At 48.5% G+C, this 19,842-nt stretch carries 17 protein-coding genes and 2 tRNA genes; 9 read left to right on the forward strand and 10 right to left on the reverse strand.

Annotation, left to right across the window (positions count from 1 at the left end; translation table 11 throughout):
* Nucleotides 1–23: 23 nt before the first annotated feature.
* A complete protein-coding gene (gene upp, locus ACF8PK_RS02515; protein WP_038150875.1) occupies nt 24–650 on the forward strand; it encodes a uracil phosphoribosyltransferase in 627 nt (208 codons plus the stop codon).
* Between the two features lie 65 nt (nt 651–715).
* Here the strand turns inward: upp and rluF are convergent, their stop codons facing one another.
* From rluF to ACF8PK_RS02530, 3 genes are all read right to left on the reverse strand, one after another.
* On the reverse strand, nt 716–1,750 hold the full coding sequence (rluF, locus tag ACF8PK_RS02520; RefSeq protein WP_392439964.1) for a 23S rRNA pseudouridine(2604) synthase RluF: 1,035 nt from the start codon (nt 1,748–1,750) through the stop codon (nt 716–718).
* A gap of 86 nt (nt 1,751–1,836) precedes the next feature.
* Nucleotides 1,837–2,415, reverse strand: a complete 579-nt coding sequence (gene smrA / locus ACF8PK_RS02525; RefSeq protein WP_004724831.1) for a DNA endonuclease SmrA — start codon at nt 2,413–2,415, stop codon at nt 1,837–1,839.
* 148 nt (nt 2,416–2,563) lie between these two features.
* Nucleotides 2,564–2,704, reverse strand: a complete 141-nt coding sequence (locus tag ACF8PK_RS02530) for a DUF3149 domain-containing protein (protein ID WP_004724828.1) — start codon at nt 2,702–2,704, stop codon at nt 2,564–2,566.
* Nucleotides 2,705–2,934: 230 nt separating this feature from the next.
* On the opposite strand from ACF8PK_RS02530, the gene ACF8PK_RS02535 reads away from it, so the two are divergent.
* A tRNA-Pro gene (locus tag ACF8PK_RS02535) sits at nt 2,935–3,011 on the forward strand.
* Nucleotides 3,012–3,115: 104 nt separating this feature from the next.
* Here ACF8PK_RS02535 and ACF8PK_RS02540 read toward each other — a convergent pair.
* The gene (locus ACF8PK_RS02540) at nt 3,116–3,988 is read right to left on the reverse strand and encodes a TraB/GumN family protein (protein ID WP_238820938.1); all 873 of its coding nucleotides are present in this window, start codon (nt 3,986–3,988) and stop codon (nt 3,116–3,118) included.
* A gap of 460 nt (nt 3,989–4,448) precedes the next feature.
* On the opposite strand from ACF8PK_RS02540, the gene ACF8PK_RS02545 reads away from it, so the two are divergent.
* Nucleotides 4,449–7,100 (forward strand): beta-N-acetylhexosaminidase, encoded by a 2,652-nt coding sequence (locus ACF8PK_RS02545; RefSeq protein ID WP_154180313.1) that lies wholly within the window; start codon nt 4,449–4,451, stop codon nt 7,098–7,100.
* A 63-nt stretch (nt 7,101–7,163) separates the two neighbouring features.
* On the opposite strand, the gene ACF8PK_RS02550 is transcribed toward ACF8PK_RS02545, so the two are convergent.
* Together ACF8PK_RS02550 and ACF8PK_RS02555 are read right to left on the reverse strand one after the other, a co-directional pair.
* Nucleotides 7,164–7,607 carry a DUF411 domain-containing protein gene (locus ACF8PK_RS02550; RefSeq protein WP_392439967.1) on the reverse strand — a complete coding sequence of 148 codons (444 nt, stop codon included), beginning with the start codon at nt 7,605–7,607 and terminating at the stop codon, nt 7,164–7,166.
* Nucleotides 7,608–7,688: 81 nt separating this feature from the next.
* Entirely contained in the window at nt 7,689–10,454 is a 2,766-nt protein-coding gene (locus ACF8PK_RS02555) for a heavy metal translocating P-type ATPase (RefSeq protein WP_392439969.1), read from the reverse strand.
* A gap of 226 nt (nt 10,455–10,680) precedes the next feature.
* Here ACF8PK_RS02555 and gltX point away from each other — a divergent pair, with 226 nt between their 5' ends.
* Both gltX and ACF8PK_RS02565 read left to right on the forward strand, forming a co-directional pair.
* On the forward strand, nt 10,681–12,108 hold the full coding sequence (gene gltX / locus ACF8PK_RS02560) for a glutamate--tRNA ligase (RefSeq protein WP_014204581.1): 1,428 nt from the start codon (nt 10,681–10,683) through the stop codon (nt 12,106–12,108).
* A 274-nt stretch (nt 12,109–12,382) separates the two neighbouring features.
* On the forward strand, nt 12,383–13,381 hold the full coding sequence (locus tag ACF8PK_RS02565) for an OmpA family protein (protein WP_392439971.1): 999 nt from the start codon (nt 12,383–12,385) through the stop codon (nt 13,379–13,381).
* 84 nt (nt 13,382–13,465) lie between these two features.
* On the opposite strand, the gene ACF8PK_RS02570 is transcribed toward ACF8PK_RS02565, so the two are convergent.
* Nucleotides 13,466–13,972: a Fe3+-citrate ABC transporter substrate-binding protein gene (locus tag ACF8PK_RS02570; RefSeq protein ID WP_004724816.1), complete on the reverse strand. Its 507-nt coding sequence runs from the start codon at nt 13,970–13,972 to the stop codon at nt 13,466–13,468.
* Nucleotides 13,973–14,280: 308 nt separating this feature from the next.
* On the opposite strand from ACF8PK_RS02570, the gene ACF8PK_RS02575 reads away from it, so the two are divergent.
* Together ACF8PK_RS02575 and ACF8PK_RS02580 are read left to right on the forward strand one after the other, a co-directional pair.
* A complete protein-coding gene (locus ACF8PK_RS02575; RefSeq protein ID WP_392439974.1) occupies nt 14,281–14,475 on the forward strand; it encodes an ogr/Delta-like zinc finger family protein in 195 nt (64 codons plus the stop codon).
* A gap of 204 nt (nt 14,476–14,679) precedes the next feature.
* Complete coding sequence (locus tag ACF8PK_RS02580) at nt 14,680–15,246, forward strand: hypothetical protein (RefSeq protein ID WP_392439976.1); 567 nt, start codon at nt 14,680–14,682, stop codon at nt 15,244–15,246.
* Nucleotides 15,247–15,271: 25 nt separating this feature from the next.
* Here ACF8PK_RS02580 and ACF8PK_RS02585 read toward each other — a convergent pair whose 3' ends face one another.
* Nucleotides 15,272–16,681 (reverse strand): adenylate/guanylate cyclase domain-containing protein, encoded by a 1,410-nt coding sequence (locus ACF8PK_RS02585; RefSeq protein ID WP_392439977.1) that lies wholly within the window; start codon nt 16,679–16,681, stop codon nt 15,272–15,274.
* Between the two features lie 836 nt (nt 16,682–17,517).
* Here ACF8PK_RS02585 and ACF8PK_RS02590 point away from each other — a divergent pair.
* Nucleotides 17,518–17,664, forward strand: coding sequence for an ogr/Delta-like zinc finger family protein (locus ACF8PK_RS02590; RefSeq protein ID WP_392439979.1), 147 nt, complete (start codon nt 17,518–17,520; stop codon nt 17,662–17,664).
* A gap of 112 nt (nt 17,665–17,776) precedes the next feature.
* Here ACF8PK_RS02590 and ACF8PK_RS02595 read toward each other — a convergent pair.
* Both ACF8PK_RS02595 and ACF8PK_RS02600 read right to left on the reverse strand, forming a co-directional pair.
* Nucleotides 17,777–17,853: transfer RNA gene (locus ACF8PK_RS02595), tRNA-Arg, on the reverse strand.
* A 54-nt stretch (nt 17,854–17,907) separates the two neighbouring features.
* A complete protein-coding gene (locus tag ACF8PK_RS02600; RefSeq protein ID WP_038150825.1) occupies nt 17,908–19,041 on the reverse strand; it encodes a flagellar assembly protein FlgT in 1,134 nt (377 codons plus the stop codon).
* Nucleotides 19,042–19,204: 163 nt separating this feature from the next.
* Here ACF8PK_RS02600 and ACF8PK_RS02605 point away from each other — a divergent pair, with 163 nt between their 5' ends.
* Nucleotides 19,205–19,840 carry a FlgO family outer membrane protein gene (locus tag ACF8PK_RS02605; RefSeq protein ID WP_014204584.1) on the forward strand — a complete coding sequence of 212 codons (636 nt, stop codon included), beginning with the start codon at nt 19,205–19,207 and terminating at the stop codon, nt 19,838–19,840.
* Nucleotides 19,841–19,842 lie beyond the last annotated feature (2 nt).

Genomic DNA, 19,842 nt, shown 5'->3' on the forward strand with positions numbered 1-19,842 from the left:
TTTAAATTATGCCGGAGATGGAAATGAAAGTTGTTGAAGTTAAGCACCCTCTAGTGAAACATAAAATTGGCCTGATGCGAGAAGGTGATATCAGCACAAAACGTTTTCGTGAGCTAGCGACCGAAGTCGGTAGCCTGCTGACTTATGAAGCGACTGCGGACTTTGAAACAGAGAAAGTCACCATCGAAGGTTGGAATGGTCCGGTTGAAGTTGACCAGATCAAAGGGAAGAAAGTGACCGTGGTGCCGATTCTTCGTGCGGGTTTGGGCATGATGGACGGCGTTCTGGAGCACATTCCAAGTGCGCGCATCAGTGTGGTGGGGATCTACCGTGATGAAGAAACCTTGGAACCTGTTCCTTACTTCAACAAGCTCGCATCAAACATTGAAGAGCGTATCGCGCTGGTGGTTGACCCAATGCTAGCCACAGGTGGTTCTATGATTGCGACCATCGATCTGCTGAAAGAGAAAGGCTGTAACCAATTTAAGATTTTGGTTCTCGTTGCGGCTCCAGAAGGGATTGAAGCGCTGGAAAAAGCCCACCCAGACGTTGAACTATACACGGCAGCTATCGATAAGAAACTGAACGACAAAGGTTACATCGTTCCGGGTCTTGGCGATGCAGGTGACAAAATCTTCGGTACGAAGTAAGCCACGAATACTTCGCGAAACAGATCAAAAAGGGAGCCTGCGCTCCCTTTTTCTTCATCTGCAATTTATTTTTTCAGACGCAACGTGCCACCTTGGCGTGCTGCGGCAGGTTTACCGGCGGATGCGGGTTTACCTGAGTGATGGAAACCTGTGTTTTTCGGTTTGCGAGCCGCTCGATTGTCGGCTCGGCTGTTGTCCGAGCGTGTTTTGCCTTTTTTAGAATTTGGCGCGTGACGAAACTCATCGGCATTGTGGCCGCGGAACGTTTTCGGATTGCGGCGCGCTTTCGACGGCTGGTTTTCTTCACGGCTATCAAACAGCTTGGCATCGGTCGCTTTGCGAATGCGTTGGCCTTGGCTATCCACACGTGATGCCTCTTCTGTGCCGCTGGATGCTTCACACATCGCCAGAATTTCAGCCACTTCCGCATCGGTCAGGTAGCGCCATTTGCCGTTTGGAATGCCATCGAGCGAAATGTTCATGATGCGCACTCGACGCAGTTTGAAAACCTCATAACCCAGCGCTTCACACATACGGCGAATCTGACGGTTGAGTCCCTGAGTGAGCACAATTCGAAATGAGAATTTGGTTTCTTGTGTCACTTTACATGGCAAGGTGACCGTATCAAGAATTCGCACGCCAGATGACATCAGTTTGATGAAATCGGCGGTAATCGCTTTGTCCACACGCACCACATACTCTTTTTCGTGGTTATTGCCAGCGCGCAGGATCTTGTTGACAATGTCGCCATCATTGGTCAGAAAAATCAAACCATCGGATGGTTTATCCAAGCGGCCAATAGGGAAAATTCGTTTGTGGTGACCAATGAAGTCGACGATGTTCCCCGGAACGTCACGTTCAGTCGTACAGGTAATACCGGTCGGTTTATTGAGCGCAATGTATACGGGTTTTTCTTTGCTGCGCAGCGGCTTGTCGTCAATGCACACCTCGTCGTCATCGCTGACTTTGGTGCCCATTTCTGGCAGTTGGCCATTGATGGTGACACGGCCTTGTTCAATCAATTTGTCTGCTTCGCGGCGAGAACAAAAGCCAGTTTCACTGATGTATTTGTTCAAACGTTTTTCGGTTGGTGTCGACATAGGATCTCCTGACGTTTCACAACGGAATGGTTAATTTATCAACAGCGATGCTGTCAAAAGAGCGGCATTGTACCAGCTCACAGGCTTCAGCCAAGTCGTTTCTGATGACGTTCGCGGTTTTCACTTTTCTTGTCGACGCTTTTTTTCAGCAAAACGTATACGGCGCCACTGCCGCCATGAAAGCGTTGTGCGCTGTGAGCACATTGCACATCCTGAATCTGGCTCAGCCAATGGGCGACAAAACTTTTCATTAATGCTGGTGGGGTCGACCGTTCGCCGCGGCCATGCACGATGACGACGGTGCGAATGTCCAAGCGCATGCATTGTTTTAAGAAAGAGACCACCTCATCGCGGCCTTCTTTCAGGGTTTTACGGTGCAGATCCAAACGGGCTTGAATGGGGTATTTCCCCAACCGCAGTTTGCGATACACACCGTCCTGCACGCCGTCGCGTTTGAATTCAATCAAATCGTCCGGTTTGATCATCGGGGCGTGATCAATCGAAAGAAAATCGGGGTCGCCATCGGAGAGGCTAACTGCCGCTTCGCGTTTGGCCAGTTGAGCATCGCTGACGGTGTGGTGTTTCTTGAGTTCGGCCGTGTCGTTTTTAAGCGGTTTGACATCGCCCATCATCTGCTGAAACAGCTCGAAATCATCCTGAGACATAGTGGCATCTCGAAATCAGTGTGGAATGCGGGAATTATACCAACCGAATGGGCAATATGATCAATTGCAGGCAATAAAAAACCGGAGTAGACAAGCAATCTACTCCGGTGCATAGCGTCACTCTATTGTTCAATAGAGGCTAAGCGATCTAGTGAGGAGATTTGTCGTTCATGACTTTGTAGACGAAGAAACCGCCGTAAAACAGCATCAGACCTAAAGCGCCAAAAATTACTATCATGGAAGATAGTCCCACAGCATTACCAAATAGGAGATCCAGCCAAAAGTCCATGTTTCCTCCAAAGCGTTCGAAGACAGGGCTAAGGTAAAAGCTGCACAGCATCGCGACACTGATCTGGATCAATTGTGTTTCATAGGTTGCTAAAATGTTTACATGGTTGTGTATTTAGTCACATTTTTTACGGGGTTGATTGAGTTTTAGGCGAACGAGCAGTGTTTCGAAAAAATTTCAGGGAAAGGACTTGCGTCACGAAACAGAATCCGTAATATACCCAGCGTTCTCGGTGAATAGCGCAGTTTGGTAGCGCATCTGGTTTGGGACCAGAGGGTCGGGGGTTCGAATCCCTCTTCACCGACCATATTTAAAGCCTCAGCAGCAATGCTGGGGCTTTTTCGTATTTGGCGTTTATTCTTGTACCAAACCAAACCCGCAGCGTGTACCGAGGGTTTGGTGGTGGACCTGTCAGTAGAACTGACACCCAGCCTTGGTCGATTGGTTGAGGCGGGTGACGGTAAAGCCGTTTTGACTCAATAATGCCAGCACATTGTCGTGACCGATCAGATGCAGCGCGCCCACCACCATCAAGTATTGGCCTTGGGGATTGGGTAGAAAGTTACCGGACGTGAGTTTGTTCACCCAATCGTGATTGCGGTTGGTCACGAGAGTGCTTTCCAATTCACTCGAAAATTCATTCAGTTTCATCATATTTTCTAGGTTGGCTTGATCTCCAGCCACCCAGCTATCAATCATGCAGCGCGTCATGGCGTCGCTTTTTTCCCAATCGTCGATGAGTGCTGTCAGCATCTCTTTGCCCGCATCGGGCTGACGCGTGAGCGCATCAATTTGAAACTGCACCGTTTCCAGTGGCAGCACGGCGATGTCATTGGCGGTGGCTTTGGTCATCAGACTAAGATCAACCCCTTCTCCCGGATGAAACCCAAGTTGAAGCAACTGACGAAACTGAATCGATAGTGCTGATTGCCATGGCGGCGCTTGGCGCAGGGTGGGAGGTGTGAGTTCGAGATCGTGGGCAATTTGGTCCAGCATGAACAATTGCTCTTTCGTCAAAACTTGTTCGCTGCTCGGTTGGTTATGTGGGTACACAAGGTCCTGATTCTTTCTGACATCGGCTTCAATGATCAAGCCATCAGCCTGATTGAGTGCCTGATAAATGGGGGTTGGCAGTGGATACATCGACGGTGCCCCGACGTGAATCGAGCCGAGTAACGTGATGGTTAACGAGCCCTTGGTCGCTTGCCAATACAGGGGCTCGGCATGTAGGGCGGGAGCGAACAGCCAGAGAACACAGAAAACCCAGCGGGAGATGTGATGCATGTATCATCCTTTTCGTTGCGAAACGTCGACGTTAAATACGTTGCTTTCCCTGCATTTAAACAGATTTGACAAATAAAACCATTTGATGCGCTTCACAGATTTCTTTTTGAGTTTCTGTTGCGGGGGCGATTGTTTGTCAAAACGGTGTGATTGAACTCACTGAAATGCACGGGAAGCTGTGAGTTTTGTCGCGATATTCTCGTCAATTTAGAAATGTTGATTTTGACGTTGTTTTTAAGTGTTTGATATTTAAGTTTTTATATTTATCTATAAATCTAAAACTTGAACAGGATCACTGCCGTTAATGAATAATTTTACGCTGAAAAATAACTCGCGTTATGGTGGCGGTGTTCATTAAGTAGGGCCATTGGCCGATGTCGTTTTGAGAAAGGAAATAGAGCACCCGGATTGGTTTCTTATCGGCTGTGCGTTTCGTTTCGAGAAAGTAAGGTAAGTTATCATGTTGAAGAAAAGTATAATTGCGGGTGCGGTTGTTGCCACGTTAGCAGGATGTTCAATGACGAATTCGTCGACTCAGTCGGTTGTGAATTCACTCGCGAACAATTTAGATATTCACTACACCGTTCTGACGAACCATGGCGCCGATGATGGCCTTGGTTGTCAGGAGCTGGGCGCGGAATGGGCGTCGTGTAACAAAGTCAATATGACGCTGGTGAACCAAGGTCAAGCCATCGATTCCAAAGATTGGGCGATCTACTTCCACAGCATTCGTATGATTCTGGATGTGGGTAATGATCAGTTCAAAATCACTCGCCTGACGGGTGACCTGCACAAACTTGAACCGACTGACAAATTTGACGGCTTCGCAGCAAACGAAACCGTGGTGGTTCCGCTGATTGGCGAATTCTGGCAACTGTTTGAAACCGACTTCATTCCGGGCGCGTTTGTGACGGCGCCGAACGCTGAACCGAAGCGTATTGTATCCCTCGATACCGAAGACGTGGCTCAGTTTGTTCGTGGCCTTGAAGGCGACAACTTGAAACGTACGCCGGACGACAACAATATTTTCGCAACTGCAGCGACTCGTTTTGCGAAAAACCAAGATGTGACGCTACAAGACGTGTCGTCTGCATTGATCCCAACACCAACACACATCACGGCGCAAACGGGCGTGGTGTCAATTGCGCAAGGCATTGCTTGGAACAGCCAAGTGCTGGATTCGGCACAAAATGCGGCACTGGCCGAGCGCGCAAGCCTGCTGGGCGTGAATCTCAACGGTTCGCTGGCGACAGATGTTCGCATTGAACCGACCGCGTTTAGCGGCGACATGGCGAAATCGGGCGCTTACACGCTGCAAGTGACAGCCAATGGCATCACCATTCGTGCCTTCGATGAAGCGGGTGCATTCTACGCGATGCAATCGGTTCTGGGTTTGGTGGATATCGCCAACGCGGATCACCTGCCGCTCGTGACGGTGGAAGATGCACCGCGCTTTGACTACCGTGGCATCATGGTCGACGTGGCACGTAACTTCCATTCCAAGCAAGCGATTCTGGCAACACTGGATCAAATGGCCGCGTACAAGATGAACAAACTGCATCTTCACCTGACGGATGATGAAGGTTGGCGTCTTGAAATTCCGGGTCTACCAGAGCTGACCGACATCGGTTCACAGCGTTGTCTGGACCTCACGGAAACCACCTGTTTGCTACCACAACTGGGTTCGGGTCCAGACACCAATAACTTCGGTTCGGGTTACTTCAGCAAAGCGGATTACGTGGAAATTTTGAAATACGCGAAAGCGCGTCATATCGAAGTGATTCCAGAAATTGACATGCCAGCGCACGCACGCGCGGCGGTGGTCTCGATGGAAGCGCGTTACCAACGTCTGATGAATGAAGGTAACGAAGTGGCGGCGAATGAATACCGCCTGATGGATCCAAACGACACGTCGAACGTCACCACGGTGCAGTTCTACAACCGTCAAAGCTTCATCAACCCATGTCTGGACTCTTCTGAGCGCTTTGTAGACAAAGTGATCGCTGAAGTGGCGGCCATGCACAAAGAAGCGGGCACACCGTTGACCACGTGGCATTTTGGTGGCGATGAAGCGAAAAACATCAAGCTGGCTGCGGGTTACCAAGACATCAACACTGCGGAACCGGTGAGCTGGAAAGGCTCGATTGACCTGTCACAACAAGACAAGCCATTTGCGAAATCACCGCAGTGTCAGGCGCTGATTGCCAGCGGCGAAGTGAGCGACTTTGCTCACCTACCAAGCCACTTTGCTGAGCAAGTGTCGAAGCAAGTGAAGAACCATGGCATTCCGCACTTCCAAGCATGGCAAGATGGCTTGAAGTACAGCGACAGTGCGCAGTCATTCGCAACTGAATCGACGCGCGTGAACTTCTGGGATGTTCTGTACTGGGGCGGCACTTCCTCTGCGTATGAATTTGCGCAGAAAGGCTACGATGTAATTGTCTCTAACCCAGACTACGTCTACATGGACATGCCATACGAAGTGGATCCGAAAGAGAGCGGTTACTACTGGGCAACACGTGCAACGGATACCCGTAAGATGTTTGGTTTTGCGCCAGAAAACTTGCCTCAGAACGCAGAAACTTCGCTTGACCGTGATGGCAACGGCTTCACCGGCAAAGGTGAATTCAACGGCAAACCGTTCTTGGGCCTGTCAGCGCAGCTGTGGTCTGAAGTGGTCCGTACTGACGAGCAATATGAGTACATGGTGTTCCCACGCGTTCTTGCTGCCGCAGAGCGTGCATGGCACCGCGCTTCATGGGAGAACGACTACAAAGTGGGCGTTGAATACTCTCAAGAGACACAACTGGTGAATCAGAGTGCGTTGAACGCGGACTGGAACCGCTTTGCGAACGTTCTGGGTCAACGTGAACTGGCGAAGATGGAAAAAGCCGGCATTGATTACCGCCTACCAGTACCGGGTGCCACCATCGAGAACGGACATTTAGCGATGAACGTTCAATTCCCTGGTGTGACCCTGCAGTACTCGCTGGATGGTGAGCAGTGGCTGAACTACGATGCTGCGAACGCGCCAGAAGTGACGGGCACGGTTTGGATTCGTTCTCTGTCGGCAAGCGGTGAACGTGCAAGCCGCGTGACCACACTGAACTAATTCGGTATTGAATATGCAAAGGCCTCCCATTGGGAGGCCTTTTTCATTGGCACGGCAAAACGATTACTGATTGCCAGGGTGCTGACGGTACTGAAAGACCTGACCTTTGTCATTCAACGCATACACCACATACGCATCTTTTTGATCGCCATATTCCATGCCCGGCGAACCCATCGGCATGCCGGGGACCGCTAAGCCAATGGCGTTTTTCGGTGGATTGGCGAGAAACGCTTTAATATCGTCGGCCGGAATGTGGCCTTCAAACACATAACCATTGATTTCAGCGGTATGACACGAGGCCAATTTAGGGGTGATGCCCAGTTTTTGCTTGATGTTGTTCATGTCGTCATGCAGCACTTCTTTTACGGTAAACCCTTGCGCTTGCATGTGTTTACCCCATTCGCCGCAGCAACCGCAATAGGGGGATTTGTGGTTAATCACATCGGTCGCCAGTGCTTGCCCAGACATAAGGGCCAGCAGCGCTAGGCTGAGAGATGATGTCTTCATAATAAACCTCTTCATTTCGCGGAATAGGTGAAGAAACGCCAACGCATCGGTCATTCAATACATTGGCGTGTTCGGTCAACTTTAGGAGTGAAAACGTGTTTTCACCAAACGCAGTCGGTTAGCATTGCTGACCACGGTAATCGATGACAGCGCCATCGCCGCTCCCGCAACCACCGGACTGAGTAAGAATCCAAACGCTGGGTAGAGCACGCCAGCGGCAATTGGAATGCCTAATGTATTGTAAATAAAGGCACCCAACAGGTTCTGTTTCATGTTTTTCACGGTTGCTTTCGACAACTCAATCGCGCTGACGACGGCAAGCGGCGAAGAGTTGAGTAGCGTCATCTGCGCGCTTTCAATCGCCACATCACTGCCGCTGCCCATGGCAATGCCAATGTCGGCTTGTGCCAGTGCAGGCGCATCGTTGATGCCATCACCAATCATTGCCACACGGCGCCCTTGGCTTTGCAAGGTGTCAATATGCTGCGCTTTTTCATCGGGCAGCACTTGTGCGATGACCTGTTGAATGCCCAACTGTTTGGCGATTGCATCGGCGACGCTTTGGTGGTCGCCGGTGAGCATCACGGTGCGAATCCCCGAGTCATTCAATGCCTGTACGGCTTGAATGGCGCTCTCTTTTACGGGATCGGCAATGCCAATCAAGCCGATCAGGCGTCCATCACGGGCGACAGCAACCGGTGTCCATGCTTGCGCGGCAAAGCGTTGCATGTCGGTTTTCGCCCCTTGCAGATTAATACCAAGATGCGTGACGTGATCCAGCGAACCAATTTGAATGACATGCTCTAAATAGTGCGCTTGCAGCCCTTTACCGCGCAGGTTTTCGAACTGGGTAACCGCAACCGGTGCGACCGACAATTCACGGGCATGCTGAATGATGGCTTTGGCCAGTGGGTGTTCGGAGTGTTGTTCCAGTGCCACAGTCAGGCTCAGCAGTTCCGCTTCATCAATGCCATAGGTGACCACTTGCTGCACGACGGGTTTGCCTTCGGTCAGGGTGCCGGTTTTATCAAACACAACGGTGTCAATTTTGCTCGCGGTTTGCAGCACGTTCGCATCACGAATCAAAATGCCCATTTCTGCGGCTTTGCCCACCCCGACGGTGACGGATAATGGGGTCGCTAATCCCAGCGCACAAGGGCAGGCAATGATCAACACGGTGGTGGCAATGACCAGCATATAGCTTGCTTTCGGATCCGGGCCAACCCAGAACCATACGGCGGCAGCAATGATGGCGATCGCAACCACGGTGGGCACGAAAACGGCGGAAATTTGGTCGGCCATTTTGGCAATCGCCGGTTTGCTACTTTGCGCTTGACGCACCATTTGAATAATACGCGCCAACATGGTTTGAGAGCCAATGCCGGTTGCTTCAATCAATAGGCTGCCATCTTGGTTGATGGTGCCCGCCGACACGGAATCGCCGGGCGCTTTGTGTACCGGGATCGGTTCGCCGGTCAGCATCGATTCATCGACGTACGACTCACCCTGCAGTACGTTGCCATCGACGGGCGATTTCTCGCCGGGTTTGACTCTTAACCGCATCCCTTGCGTGATTTGCGCCACCGCGATGATTTGATCGCCATCGTCAGTAACCTGTGTGGCGTGTTGGGGTTGCAGGTTGATCAACGCTTGCAGCGATTGTGTGGTTCGCGCTTTGGCTTTGGCTTCAATGTAATGGCCAAGCGAAATCAAACCGATGATCATCGCAGACGCTTCGAAGTAAACATGACGCGCTGCGTCTGGGAACCAAGCAGGGAACACCACCACCAGCATGGAATAGAACCACGCGGCACCGGTGCCAAGGGCCACCAAGGTATCCATGGTGGCGCGGCCGTGAGTGAGCGCTTGCCAAGCGTTGGCAAAGAAGCTGCGCCCTGCGGTGGCGAGTAAGATCAGACACAGCACACCGATGGCGCCCCAAGCGATTTGATCGCTGGTGGCACGAATCATCATGTTGCCGCCAAACACACCCCAAGCCATTAATGGGACACCCAGAATCAGGCCCATGAGGGCGCTGCGTTTGTGCTCTTTTTGCACCTGTTCGAGCTGCGCCTGTTGTTTTTGTTGCTGCTCGGCGGGGTCATCGACCGGCTCGGCCTGATATCCTGCGTGTTTGACCGCCTTGACCAGTTCGGCATTCACGGCATGGTCAGCCATGACCCATGCACTTTGTTCGGCCAAATTGACTTGGGCTTTGCGCACGCCCGCCACAGAGCGGAGCGCTTTTTCGACCGAAGAGACACAGCTGGCGCAGGTCATGCCTTTGATCAGTAAGTGCGTACTCACTTGATTCTCATCGACCGCTGGCGCAGCGGTTTCTGTGGTCGATGACGGAATGGTTGATGACGCAATGCTCGGTGCTGGAATGGTCGATGCAGGTGCTTCGTCGGCGAATGGCTTAGCGGCGTCTGGCATTTCAACCTCGCTCCGAAGCGGGGCATCGCTGTGCAGCGTGGCTTGATAACCGACTTCGGCCACTTGCGCGATGATGGCATCGGCACTGAGTGAGGTGCGTAGCGACAGCGTGGTTTTGCTAACGGACAGACGCGCAATCTGCGCCGACTGTGCCAGATGTTGGGTCAGTTTGTTGACGCAACCGCCGCAGCTCAGCCCTTGCAAATCAAATTGCAGCAATTGACCGGCTTCATAACCTAAGGATTCAACACTATCGAGCACGCTATCGAGTGGCGCATCTACGTCAAATTCGATAAAAGTGGGGGACAGGTCTTGAATCTCAACCGTAAAGTCCGCGTTGAGTTGGCGCTCGAGTTTACGCGCGCAGCCCATGCAATGTAACCCGGACAAAGGTAAAGCAAAGTGGCTCATGTATCTTTCCTCCAAGACGTTATGTTCGCAAGGATAAACCTTCCCCTTGCGGCAAGGTCAAGCCTTCTGCGGCGATTACAGAATTTCTTGCTATGCCTTGCCGGAAAAGGTGGGGGGAATATGTGGAATCAACGTTGTGATATGGGAGAAGTGGGTGCTAGAATACTGCCCAAAATTTCGCTCATGCTGAACTCTCGGCAGACGTTTCTGATAAAGGTAAATCATAATGACGGTTAAAACTCGTTTTGCTCCTAGCCCAACTGGCTATCTTCACGTAGGCGGCGCTCGTACCGCACTGTACTCATGGCTGTATGCGAAAAGCCAGGGCGGTGAATTTGTACTACGTATCGAAGACACTGACCTAGAGCGTTCAACTCAGGCTGCAGTGGATGCCATCCTGGAAGGGATGACTTGGCTGGGTCTGGACTGGGATGAAGGTCCTTACTACCAAACAAAACGTTTTGATCGTTATAACGAAGTGGTGGAACAGTTGCTGGCGGAAGACAAAGCCTACAAATGTTACGCACCAAAAGACCTGTTAGACGAAATTCGTGCCGAGCAGGAAGCGAACAAAGAGATGCCTCGCTACGATGCGGATCATCCAAAAATTAAAGCGGTCAACGAAGCGGCAAAAGAGGGTGACCCTTGCTGTATCCGTTTCCGCAACCCGAAAGAAGGCAGCGTGGTTTTTGATGACCAAATTCGTGGCCGCATCGAGATCCGCAACGACCAAATGGATGATCTGATCATTCGTCGTACCGACGGTTCACCAACCTACAACTTCTGTGTAGTGGTGGATGACGTGGATATGGGCATCACTCACGTGATTCGTGGTGAAGACCACATCAACAACACGCCACGCCAAATCAACATCTACAAAGCGATGGGCGCAACGATTCCAACGTTCGCACACTGCGCTATGATTCTGGGTGACGATGGTGCGAAACTGTCTAAACGCCACGGCGCCGTCTCTGTTATGCAGTACCGCGATGAAGGTTACCTGCCAGAAGCGCTGATCAACTACTTGGTTCGTCTGGGTTGGGGTCATGGCGATCAGGAAATCTTCTCTCGCGAAGAGATGATTGAACTGTTCAGCCTGAACGCGATTTCAAAATCAGCGTCTGCATTCAACACCGACAAACTGTTGTGGTTGAACAACCACTACATCAAAACGTCTGAACCTGAGTACGTTGCAAAACACCTAGAATGGCATTTTGACCATCAAGGTATCAACAAAGCGAATGGCCCAGCGCTGGCTGACATCGTGAAGCTGGTGGGTGAGCGTTGTCATACGCTGGTTGAACTGGCGCAACAGTCTCGCTACTTCTACGAAGACTTTGCTGAGTTCGATGCAGATGCGGCGAAGAAACACCTACGCGGTGTGGCCAAAGAGCCATTGGCGTTGGCTCTGAGCAAAATCGAAGCACTGACAGAGTGGAACACTGAAGCGCTGCATCAAGTGATTGCAGACGTGTGTGCTGAGCTTGAAATCGGCATGGGCAAAATCGGTATGCCACTGCGCGTTGCAGTGACTGGCGGTGGTCAATCGCCATCAGTTGATGCCGTGATGAACCTGATTGGCAAAGCACGTGTGATTGCGCGCATCCAGATGGCACTAGCATTTATCGAAGCACGCGAAGCAAACGCGCAATAATCGTTTCGAACTGAACAGAAAAGCCGCAACATGAATGTTGCGGCTTTTTTTTATCCAAATGACTCATATATCAACGAATTGTAGCCAGCGTTTTGACGAAATTTCGCAGTTACGTGACAAAAGATTAACAGTGTAGATGTGAAACTTTTTGCTTCATTCATTATAGTTATCCATGGTGGCCTGAATTCATATCGGGCGCGTGGACACCAGATGCCATAAGGCGTTGCGTTATTCACACACCATACAATCACAATAATGATCGGAAGGAAGTTTTATGAAAAAGTTAGCCGCTATGGTTTCAGCATCGTTGCTGGTTGCCTCGTCTGCAGCAATGGCCGATGTGTACGTTGGTGCAAAAGTGGGGAAAACCTGGCTGGATGATGCCTGTAACAACACCGAGTCGTGCGATTTAGACGGCACAACCGCGGGTGCGTTGTTGGGCTACAATTTCAACGATTGGTTGGCTCTGGAAGGGGGCTACGATTACCTAGGCAAGTTCAATGGTGCGGGTTTGGATCGCGACACGATTCAGGCGTATACATTGGCTCCGAAGCTCAGCTATGCACTGACTGAACAGTGGGACCTTTACGGGAAAGTGGGTGCTGCGCGCGTTCGTTACGGTGATGCATCGGATTACTCATACCTTGGTGCGGCAGGTGTGGAATACGCAGCGACCCGCAATCTGGGTGTGCGTGTTGAGTACCAATACCTGAGCGATATGAACAATGATGTGGTTCGTGCCAAAGCGCACACCACCACGTTGGGTTTGGTGTACCGTTTTGGCGGCAACGATAACCAACCGGCCCCTGTGATGGCGGAAGAGCAACCTGTGGCTGAGCCACAACCGGTTGTGGAACAAGCGCCAGTGCAGGAACCCGTGGCTGCGGCGCCGAAAATGGTGACCAAAACGGTGGCGTTCCAAAAACTCGACAGCAAGAGCTTTGCTCACAACAGCGCGAAAATGAGTGAGGAAGGCAAAGCTCAGCTAGGCGATCTGGTCGCGTTTTTGAATGAGCATCCGCAAGCGAATGTTGAAATCACGGGGCACACCGATTCGACTGGTGCGGAAGCGTACAACCAGAAACTGTCTGAGAAGCGTGCGCAAGGCGTGTCGGATGCGCTGCAAGAAAAAGGCATTGATGCTGCACGTATTACCGCCAAAGGCGAAGGGGAAAGCAACCCAATCGCATCCAATGCGACAGCGGCTGGCCGTGAACAAAACCGCCGTGTTGAGATTGTGATCCCTTCGTTTGAGTACCAAGTCGAAGAGTAATGACAACCTCATGACAAAGCCCACCAAATGGTGGGCTTTTTTGTGTTTGATACTTGGCGCTAATTACATTTGATGTGGAGAGGGTTATTTCAAATCGATGCTGTTGAGTCGGCCCATGTAAATCAGAATATCCAGGCAATCTTTGTGCGCATCTAGCAGCGCCTTTTTGGTTTTGGAGTATGCCGCGAGTTTGCCGTGTTTGTTGATGGAACACACCACACTTTTAAAGGTGCAATGTCCTTTCTCATCGTAATTACGCCAAGCGGCAATGTAGCAGGCGTCCCGGCAATCGGGGTTGTCCAGCGTGGGTCTGGGTTTGTAGATGATCTTCGGCTCTAAGCTGTGTGGCAAACGCGTCATCAGGTACGGATCTTTTAAAATCCGTCGCCAGTGGCGTCCCCACATTTCCCGTCCCAGTTCATTGCGCAGTTTAATGGCTTTCTTTAACCCTTTGCGCTCACCGATACGGATGTAGCCGACCGACCGATGCAGCACTTTGTCATCGGGTGTATGAATATGGATCTTATAGGCCGTTTTGGCTTTCGAGATAAAGCGGTGACCAGTATTGGTTTCCAGGTTACTCTTTGTCATACATGTGGCTATAGATAATTTTGTTAATAGTAATAGTAGAAGAAAATCGTAAGAATAGTAGCCACAGAGTAGAGGATTCATGGAAGCCAACATCAGAAGCATGTCAGATTTGTGCGAAACTTAAGCCGGGAAAGGCTCGAGAAGCGAATGAAGGTGATGAGCGTTAAAGGGATTCAATGTCTGCTGCGGCCGCTCTCGCTGGGCGCCAAAATCCCGATAGATAAACACACCACGATAAGCCTGAGAAATCAGCGATTGGTGGTGACGTAAAGTCACCGTGTTTAGGTCAGAAGAGAACGAGAGGGGACATGCTATTCACTTGCCCCAAGTGTGAATGCAAAGCGCGATTTGCTTCATCAAAACAGCTCGATAAAGAAACGTACGAAGCGTACTGGCAATGTATGAATTTGAACTGTGGGACGGTTTTTGCGACACATACGTTGGTTAGTAAAGTTATTGAGCCCATCGAAAGCAAACCCGGTTTAGAACTACAAGCAGGCTAATGCCACGCGAAAAATCTAAATCAGCACCAAAGAAATTTTTAACAGACTTTTTACGTGAGTTAAAATTAATTAAATAGAATACTTCGGGCAACTACTCCATATCTTCCACATCATTAGAAGGTAAAATTACATGAATATGTTATGATCATCATCAATACGTAATCTCACTGTATTTATATAAGGCGATTGAACAAGGATATTAAAGTGATAGACAAAACGCACATGCTCTTTGAGTCATTACGAAGAACAGATAACTACACATTAGCAGCTGATCAAAAAGCATCTTTTTGTCTAGCTGCTGCTGTTACATTTTTAGGTATTTATTCTACGTTGTTTTATAACATTATAACTGATGACGATGTTGTAATATTAGTAACACTGATTGTTGCAATTCTAGGGGTGGTACTTTTACCTTGGGTTATGTTCTTTTACAGTATAAAGAATGTATTTTCACCAAATCTAAATCCATCAGCAAAAGAATCAATCATATCCTTTGCATCTATAACTTCAAAATTTACTAGTTTCGAACAATTTAAGGCTTATTATGAAAGCATAAGTAAAGATGATGACATATTTTTAAAAAATATAAATGAAGATCTCCTTGAGAATCATTGGATTTGTTCGGGTATATGCTTAAATAAAATGGATAAATTCAAAAAAAGTTTACACTGGCTATGGTGGGCTTTATCCGTTTCTTTAATAGGTTTGGCAATTGTTGTTTATTTTATTGAACATCATGAATTTGTTGAATTTATGTCAATATGTAAATAAAATGAGGGGGTCCCCCCCCATTTTATTACTTAATGAAGACTCCGATTATATCACTGTATATAACTAGTTTTGGGTTTGATTTTGGTGATATCGAGACCTCCATAGTGTGAAGTCCTCGATATGCAGTACCTTCAGGGAAATCAAGTGTAATCGAGCTTTGATACATATTAATAGGTTTGTCTATCTGTTTGATGTTGCTACTTGTAAGGCCATTTTTTTCGTTTTCAATAGCTTCTTTTCCATGGTTGTTCTTTGTAAACTTTGCACTAAGAGGATATAAAGATGAAAGTTCATGGGGATGGAATATCTTCAACTCAAACTTTAATTTCATTTCTTTTTCTAAGAAATAAGAAACGGATTTATATTCATTCCAGTCCTCAGAATCACTCTTCCTATAATAACATCTAAATTCTATATTATTTCGATAGGTTAATCGACTGTTTCCAAGGGTTTTCCAACTTAATGGAATAGGTAACAAATCTTGATACATGGCCATTTTTAATAAACGACATCTACGATTTATTGGTCTGCCATTTTCATCGGTCATATTAGGCAATATATATCGTTCTTCAACGTAATCTTCACCTACGGTTTTAATTTCAGAATACCTATCAGGAAAATCAACATGATCTAAAATTCCTTGCCCCAACATAGCTGTGTTTGTTCGTGCTTGAGATTGGGCCTTTGAGGCAAGATCTACAGGTATACCGAGAGCAGTAACTTCCGATGCATCACCATAACCATAATTGGCCCAGACAACTTCTTCGTGAGAGCCATAATCTAACCCAACACGAACTCCTAGGTTAACGTTTTTACGTATAAGTTTGTTGAGTTCTGGGAAAACAGTTTCAGTAAGAATTAACTTTAACGCTGAAGATGCGTTTAGAGCATTAGCTATCGCATCTTCAGGGCATTGGTTTTTCCCACCAAAAAAAGCCATGACGGCATCTCCCATAAGGCGATGTGGGTAACCATCTAATGCACGGATCACATCAACGCATGCTTGAAGAATTCGGTTTTTTACCACATATGCATCTTGTAATGACATCAACAAAGACAGTCTAGAGCTTCTTTTTATGTCTACAAACATTGTCACAATATGATGGAATTCTATTTCATCCGAATCCTTTAAGTGAGCGAAGTCTGGATGGGGGCCGACTTTACTTTGGTTTAATCCAACCTTATTGAACCATGGTCTTAAAGCGTCCTGATAGGTGTATTCTTCTGGTGAGGTTAGTTCCCTGCTTGACTCCGCTTTTAAACGACGCGAAACGCTAGCACTTTTATATAAATCAACCGATTCACTAAACTCTTCAAGTGAATCGGTTGCGAAATGTTCATTACCTGTAATTGCTTTACTACGCTTTCTTTCTAGCCCGTCTCGAATGTCCGAAAAATACTTTTCCGTAATTTCCTCTAAACTTTGTACTGACACGGATACCTCCAAATGATCATTGTTGCTTAATTATTTATGACACTATAGCCCACTTGTTATGCATTGGAATAGATAGCAATTTATTGCTTATTGATATAGGTCAAAATAGTTTTAATGCTATAGTCGGAGGAGGGTTGTGATGTTGACTTTAATGATAATCACATGTGTAGGAATTACGCCACTTAGTGAAAAAGAATATGAAACTCTCATAAAAATAGGACACACAATGAAGATAAATCATCCTCTAGCAGTGTTCACCTCGAAGGTCGAAAAACCTATAACATTCCCTCTTAACGTCAAGACGCAGGCCTAGTACCAGAAATCTTTTCATTCATTTCAGATGTCAGAGGATTTTCGAACTATGGAATAGGAACACTAAAAAATTTGTCAATTGCTTCCTGCACATTCACAAGACAGGTTTGGTCAATTGTTCATACTAAAACTATTGCCATCCAGCGACGAAGAGCAACAACTGAAAAATGTTTTTTTCCATAAACGATTTGTCTACCCCTTAGCACTCAAAAAGTAATTAGTGTGAACCAAACGAAGAAAAGCGCACGTTTGCGATCTTGCCTTTTTCCCCTTCGCTCCCTCAAACCTTTGCCAATAAAGGATCTAAAATCCCTCAAAGGATCATTTCTGTTTGCGTTTTTTTAACGTGCTGAATTTTGGTGCGGAGGGAGGGGTGAGTCCGAATTAGGTCTGCGCGCCCGTTCTGGGGAAATCCTACCGCGCTCAAGTCATTTCTATATCCATCATCTAGAAGTCGTTTAAGTACGCATGCCGCAACGGGTGAAGTTTAATAGCTTCACATTCTAGTTACGGGAAATAAAACGATGCTAGTGACGTGCCCTGAAGGCCAATGCAAGGCAACCATCGTTGAGCGAAAGCCAACACACAATCAAGACGTTGAGCTCTATTGCCAGTGTCAGAACCTCAATTGCTCCACAACGTTCAGCGTGGCGGTGGAGGGCGGTTGTTAAGCTGAATCAGTATAAAAACTTCGCTTAAATGGCCAAATTGAGAGTCGTGGCCATTATGTGGACATAAACGAAAGCGCCTTAGCTCAAATTAAAGCTAAGGCGCTATTTTATTTGGCGCTCCCGACAGGATTCGAACCTGAGACCTGCCCCTTAGGAGGGGGCCGCGCTATCCAGCTGTGCCACGGGAGCTGAGATGTTTATCTTACCTAATTCTTTGAATAAGTTAATCGCTTGCAGCCCTCACTAGAGCTGTTTGTGCATTACGTCGCCAATTTGAATGCTTGAAGCCAGTTCTGGTTGGTCAACGGTTAGCTCGGCATCGCTCTCGTACACGCGGGTCACGGTGAGCGTGATGTCACTTTGGCTGACCTTATTGCGTGGCAAGCCGCGTTGATCGATAAAGGCACCGGTGTGCCACAGTTGCAGTTTGTCGCCCGTTTTCACGCCGTGAATTCGGCCCAGATCCATGGTGATGGTGTTGCCAAATTTGGCCACCACTTCCGGTAGCGTGATCTTGCATGAAATTTCAGCTTCTAAATCGAGCATCACGTTACGACTCACGCGCAGTAGCATCTGGCCGTAGGTGGAGGCCCAGAAACGTGCGCTGCGGGTATCCACTTGGCTGGTTTTGGCAAACGGCCAGCTTGCCACTTCACGGTAGTTGTGTTTGAACACTTCATTGCCGGTCTTGCCGTCGAATACGCGCATCTCTAACGCGAACTGACGGTTGATCACATCATCTTTTAGTAGTTTTTGTTCGATGGTCGCGGTGAGATCGGTGATCACGCCGCCGATGATGTACTGCGCGCCAGAATCTTGCGCGATCATTTTGATCCGCTCAGGGTTGCGAGCATCAATGTCGTAATTGGTGGTGCCAACGGAGACGAAACTGTGAGATTCCTGCGCTATTTGACGATCAATCACATGGGCGAAGTCATCGCCGACGTCATAAATCTGACCCATCACCGCTTGCTGCGGCGATGCCACATCGATATTGCCGACCAAAAAAGTCTTTTTGTACTGATCAATGTGGCAAGCTGTTGCCGATGGATAGAGGTCGATCCGCGCGCGAACCTGCATGACATTGCCTCTGACCTTTCGATCTTCAATCAGGATGTAGCGCACTTCGTGGTTGGTAAACAGGTACTCTTTGCGGTCTGTTTCCAGCAGGGGCATGAGGTTACTGATGCTGCCGATATCTGCTCCGGCAAAATTTACCGCCTTATAGATGGCATCTTCCAATGCATGCAGGCGCGCCGCTTCTTCCGATGACACAATGGTGGCAGTCCCGGTGACTTCATACCACGCTGCTTGAGCGGTCGGCATCCAAAGGCTTAAGAAAAGCATTGAAACTAAAGAAGAAATATTTTTTTTCATCATGATTTACCAGTTAGGTATAAATTTTGCTTTTAAAATCTTAGCTGATGTAGGCATTTGCATTTCTGAGTTGTCGCAGGTTTAGAAAAGCAAAGAATGTTCCAGTTTCATCCGAGAGAGTGAGATTGAGCGAATTGCCTTAGTATATCTGGAGATGAAGAGAATGAAAAAATGGCTTTCTTTAGTGCCCGCGGTGTTTTTAACTGCATGTGCCTATGCCCCGATTTATAACGGTAAAGAGCCATACAATGGTTCACAGTTTATGTTGATGGAGAGTCCGCGTCACACGTTGGATTTCTTTGTCGACAGCCTGACCGAAGATTTGGTTCAATCAAACACCAGTGTCACGGCGCGTACGCCGATCGCGGTGACCTCGTTTGTGGATCTGCAAAATATGGATACCACCAACTGGCTGGGCAATTCGGTTTCAGAAGGCTTTATTTATCAGTTCCAACGCCGTGGTTTTAAGGTGGTGGACTACAAAACCACCGGGTCAATTCAAGTGACTCAGCAAGGTGATTTTGCCTTCAGTCGTGATTGGAAAGATCTTGCCCAGCAACAAGAGATTCAATACGTGCTGACAGGTACCATGTTGCGTCAAGAAGGCGGGGTGTTAGTCAATGCTCGTGTGGTTGGCATGCAGTCGCGTGTGGTGGTTGCGACCGCGCAAGGGTTCTTGCCGGCGGATCGCATTGGCCGTGATTTGGATACGCTCAACAGTATTCGTACGCAAGATGGTGTGCTGATTCGTTCAGATCCCACCATCACTCAGCCCTACACCGTAATTTTGCGTCCATAGGA

The sequence above is a fragment of the Vibrio sp. CJQ_6 genome, assembly GCF_043106745.1.
GTDB lineage: Bacteria > Pseudomonadota > Gammaproteobacteria > Enterobacterales > Vibrionaceae > Vibrio > Vibrio furnissii.

Bases quoted from the DNA above. Each gene is read 5' to 3' on its own strand.
- upp (WP_038150875.1), top strand. From the start codon at position 24: ATGAAAGTTGTTGAAGTTAAGCACCCTCTAGTGAAACATAAAATTGGC.
- rluF (WP_392439964.1), bottom strand. From the start codon at position 1,750: ATGTCGACACCAACCGAAAAACGTTTGAACAAATACATCAGTGAAACT.
- smrA (WP_004724831.1), bottom strand. From the start codon at position 2,415: ATGTCTCAGGATGATTTCGAGCTGTTTCAGCAGATGATGGGCGATGTC.
- ACF8PK_RS02530 (WP_004724828.1), bottom strand. From the start codon at position 2,704: ATGGACTTTTGGCTGGATCTCCTATTTGGTAATGCTGTGGGACTATCT.
- ACF8PK_RS02540 (WP_238820938.1), bottom strand. From the start codon at position 3,988: ATGCATCACATCTCCCGCTGGGTTTTCTGTGTTCTCTGGCTGTTCGCT.
- ACF8PK_RS02545 (WP_154180313.1), top strand. From the start codon at position 4,449: ATGTTGAAGAAAAGTATAATTGCGGGTGCGGTTGTTGCCACGTTAGCA.
- ACF8PK_RS02550 (WP_392439967.1), bottom strand. From the start codon at position 7,607: ATGAAGACATCATCTCTCAGCCTAGCGCTGCTGGCCCTTATGTCTGGG.
- ACF8PK_RS02555 (WP_392439969.1), bottom strand. From the start codon at position 10,454: ATGAGCCACTTTGCTTTACCTTTGTCCGGGTTACATTGCATGGGCTGC.
- gltX (WP_014204581.1), top strand. From the start codon at position 10,681: ATGACGGTTAAAACTCGTTTTGCTCCTAGCCCAACTGGCTATCTTCAC.
- ACF8PK_RS02565 (WP_392439971.1), top strand. From the start codon at position 12,383: ATGAAAAAGTTAGCCGCTATGGTTTCAGCATCGTTGCTGGTTGCCTCG.
- ACF8PK_RS02570 (WP_004724816.1), bottom strand. From the start codon at position 13,972: ATGACAAAGAGTAACCTGGAAACCAATACTGGTCACCGCTTTATCTCG.
- ACF8PK_RS02575 (WP_392439974.1), top strand. From the start codon at position 14,281: ATGCTATTCACTTGCCCCAAGTGTGAATGCAAAGCGCGATTTGCTTCA.
- ACF8PK_RS02590 (WP_392439979.1), top strand. From the start codon at position 17,518: ATGCTAGTGACGTGCCCTGAAGGCCAATGCAAGGCAACCATCGTTGAG.
- ACF8PK_RS02600 (WP_038150825.1), bottom strand. From the start codon at position 19,041: ATGAAAAAAAATATTTCTTCTTTAGTTTCAATGCTTTTCTTAAGCCTT.
- ACF8PK_RS02605 (WP_014204584.1), top strand. From the start codon at position 19,205: ATGAAAAAATGGCTTTCTTTAGTGCCCGCGGTGTTTTTAACTGCATGT.